3 protein-coding genes and 2 pseudogenes are annotated in these 3,463 nt (G+C 71.2%); 1 reads left to right on the top strand and 4 read right to left on the bottom strand.

What is annotated here, in order from left to right:
• A pseudogene (locus tag ACYVE9_RS19590) lies at positions 1–565 on the top strand (hypothetical protein); the annotation flags it as partial.
• 143 nt (positions 566–708) lie between these two features.
• On the opposite strand, the gene obgE reads toward ACYVE9_RS19590, so the two are convergent.
• The 4 genes and pseudogenes from obgE to ACYVE9_RS19570 all read right to left on the bottom strand — a co-directional run.
• Positions 709–2,151 (bottom strand): GTPase ObgE, encoded by a 1,443-nt coding sequence (gene obgE, locus ACYVE9_RS19585; protein WP_461029186.1) that lies wholly within the window; start codon positions 2,149–2,151, stop codon positions 709–711.
• Between the two features lie 122 nt (positions 2,152–2,273).
• Positions 2,274–2,531, bottom strand: coding sequence for a 50S ribosomal protein L27 (gene rpmA, locus ACYVE9_RS19580; RefSeq protein WP_461029185.1), 258 nt, complete (start codon positions 2,529–2,531; stop codon positions 2,274–2,276).
• A gap of 14 nt (positions 2,532–2,545) precedes the next feature.
• Positions 2,546–2,866 (bottom strand): 50S ribosomal protein L21, encoded by a 321-nt coding sequence (gene rplU / locus ACYVE9_RS19575; protein WP_461029184.1) that lies wholly within the window; start codon positions 2,864–2,866, stop codon positions 2,546–2,548.
• Positions 2,867–3,113: 247 nt separating this feature from the next.
• Positions 3,114–3,463, bottom strand: a pseudogene (locus ACYVE9_RS19570) (ribonuclease E/G); the annotation flags it as partial.

The following is a 3,463-nucleotide window of genomic DNA, read 5'->3' as shown; positions in this document are numbered from 1 at the left end:
GGCCGCCACCGCCGCGTGGGAGGCCGCCTACTGGGGGTCGCTGCCGGAGTGGGAGCACCAGATCATCACAGACGCCAGGCCGGGCATCTACGCCTGCTTCAACCAGGCGGACCTGCTGATCAGTGACGTCTCCAGCGTCGTGTCGGACTACCTGAGCAGCGAGAAGCCCTACGCCGTCGCCAACACCAGCGGGCTGTCCGAGGCCGACTTCCGGAACGGCTACCCGACGGTCCGCGCGGCCACGGTGCTCACCCCGGACGCGAACGGCGTGCCGGCGCTGCTGGCGGCGGTGCGCGATCCGCGGTCGGACTCCCTGGCCGAAGCCCGGGCCGAGCTGAAGGTGCAGCTGCTCGGGCCGGCCGACCCGCCGTCCATCCAGCGCTTCAACGACGCGCTCGACAGGCAGGGCGCCAAGGCGGACGTGCGCCGCCGGAGGACCTCCGAGCGCTTCACCGAGATCCCGGTGCAGCGCGAACTCGAGGCGGAGGCCGGCGTGTTCGCCACCAGCCCGGAGAACGGCGGCGGCGAGCAGATCGAACTGGCCGAGGACTCGGCCATCGCCTGACACCCGCGAGCGCCGGGCCGTCGACACGGGCCCGGCGACGACCGCTCGTCGCGCCTGGGAACGCCGGTCGGCCCGGAGGCACACAGCCTCCGGGCCGACCGGCGTTCACCGCTGGGAGTGACACGCCTCCCGCGGGGTGCGTGTCACTGGAAGGGGTCGAAGTCCCGGTACTCCTGCTGGGAGGTGTCGGCCTGTTCGGCGTCGCGGTCCCGGCGGCGCTGCGCGGCGGGGCGGGGCGCCTCCATCCGGTGATCCTCGCCTCGGCGGCCGAGCATCTCCGCGCCTGCGGACATGGTCGGCTCCCAGTCGAAGACGACGGCGTTGTCCTCGCTGCCGATCGCCACCCCGTCGCCCTCCCGGGCACCGGCCTTCATCAGGGCCTCCTCCACGCCGAGGCGGTTGAGGCGGTCGGCGAGGTAACCCACGGCCTCGTCGTTCTGGAAGTCCGTCTGCTGCACCCAGCGCTCCGGCTTCTCCCCCCGCACCCGGTAGAGGCCGTCATCCTCACGGGTGACGGTGAAGCCCGTCTCGTCGACGGCCTTCGGCCTGATGACCACCCGGGTGGACTCGTCCTTCGGCTTGGCGGCCCTGGCCTCGTCGACGATGGAGGCGAGCGCGAAGGAGAGCTCCTTCAGACCGCGCCGGGACACCGCCGAGACCTCGAACACCTGGTAGCCGCGGCGTTCCAGGTCCGGGCGGATGATGTCGGCGAGGTCCTGGCCGTCGGGCACGTCGATCTTGTTCAGGGCGATCACCCGCGGCCGGTCGTCGAGACCGCCGTACTGGGCGAGTTCGGCCTCGATGACGTCCAGGTCGGAGGCCGGGTCGCGGTCGGACTCCAGCGTCGCGCAGTCCAGCACGTGCACCAGCACCGAGCAGCGCTCGACGTGCCGCAGGAACTCCAGTCCCAGGCCGCGGCCCTCGCTCGCCCCGGGGATGAGGCCCGGCACGTCGGCGATGGTGTAGACGGTCGAGCCGGCCGTCACCACACCGAGGTTGGGGACGAGCGTGGTGAAGGGGTAGTCGGCGATCTTCGGCTTCGCGGCGGAGAGCACGGAGATCAGCGAGGACTTGCCCGCGGACGGGTAACCGACCAGCGCCACGTCGGCGACGGTCTTCAGCTCCAGGCTGATGTCCCGGGTCTCGCCCGGCTCACCGAGCAGCGCGAAACCGGGTGCCTTGCGGCGGGCGGAGGCCAGCGCCGCGTTGCCCAGGCCGCCGCGGCCGCCCTGGCCGGCGACGAAGGTGGTGCCCTGGCCGACCATGTCGGCGAGCACGTTGCCCTGGGGGTCGAGGACGACGGTGCCGTCGGGCACCGGCAGGACGAGGTCGTCGCCGCTGGCGCCCATCCGGTTGCCGCCCTCGCCGGGCTTGCCGTTGGTCGCCTTGCGGTGCGGACTGTGGTGGTACTCGAGCAGCGTCGTGACGTCCTGGTCGACGACCAGCACGACGTCACCGCCCCGGCCGCCGTTGCCGCCGTCGGGGCCGCCGAGCGGCTTGAACTTCTCCCGGTGCACGGAGGCGCAGCCGTGGCCACCGCTACCCGCGGCGATGTGCAGCTCGACGCGGTCCACGAAGGTGGTCATGACGGATGCCTCCTGGCTGTTCTGTGGGTGTTGCCTGTACTAACAAGCCGAGGGCGGTACCGCTTCCCCTGCTGGGGAGACGGTCCGCCCTCGGAAAGCTGCCTGATCGTGCCAGAGGCTGGTTACACAGCGACCGGGACGATGTTCACGACCTTGCGGCCGCGGTGCGTGCCGAACTGCACGGCACCGGCGTCCAGTGCGAACAGGGTGTCGTCGCCGCCGCGGCCGACGCCCGAGCCCGGGTGGAAGTGGGTGCCACGCTGCCGGACGATGATCTCGCCGGCGTTCACGACCTGACCGCCGAAGCGCTTGACGCCGAGGCGCTGAGCGTTGGAGTCACGACCGTTCCGAGTGGACGATGCGCCCTTCTTGTGTGCCATCTCTCCTCAGTCCCTTACTTCGCCGGGGCGGGGATGTCGGTGACCTTCAGCGCGGTGTGCAGCTGACGGTGACCGATCCGCTTCTTGTAGCCGGTCTTGTTCTTGTACTTCTGGATGTCGATCTTGACACCCTTGTGGTGGTCCACGACCTCGGTCTGGACCTTCACGCCGGCCAGCACCCACGGGTCGCTGGTGACGGCCTCACCGTCGACCACCAGCACGGCGGAGAGCTCGACGGTGTCGCCGACCTTGCTGGTGGAAATACGGTCAACCTCGATGACGTCGCCGACAGCAACCTTCTGCTGGCGCCCGCCGGTGCGCACGATCGCGTACACGCGGAACTCTCTCTCACTCGTAGCCGGAGCTCCCGATGCCAGCCGCCCGGCACAACCGGTGGTGACACCGTGCGTGACGATCCGAAGGGATTGAGCGGCCTCTCCCCGCTTGAACAGCCGGGAGGGATGTGCTCAGGAGCGCGGCGTGTCCACTGACACGCCGACGGTCAAGATTACGGAACCTTGACCAGGGGGTCAAACCGGGTCCGGGGGTCCCGCCCGCCGTGGCCGGCGGGACCCCGGTCCGTCACTCCTCGGTGGGCGCGGTGACGGACGTCGAGGCCTGTTCGGCCGCGGCCGTCCGCTTGCTCGCCTTCTTCGCCGGGGCCTTCTTCGCGGCCGCCTTCTTGGTCGCGGCCTTCTTCGCCGGGGCCTTCTTCTCGGCCGTCGCGGACTTCTTCGCCGCGGCCTTCTTGGCGGGCGCCTTCTTGGCCGACGCCTTCCTGGCCGACGCCTTCCTGGCCGGGGTCTCCTCCTCCGACGCCTCCGTGGGCGCCTCCGTGGGCGTCTCGACCGCGGGCAGCACGATCGCCGCGGCGTCGTCACCGCCGGCCGCACCGGCCGGGGCGGAGACCCTGCGGGTCGCACGGCGACGCG

It is taken from the genome of Streptomyces sparsus (genome assembly GCF_054776295.1).
This window is presented reverse-complemented; position numbering and strand designations above follow the sequence as displayed.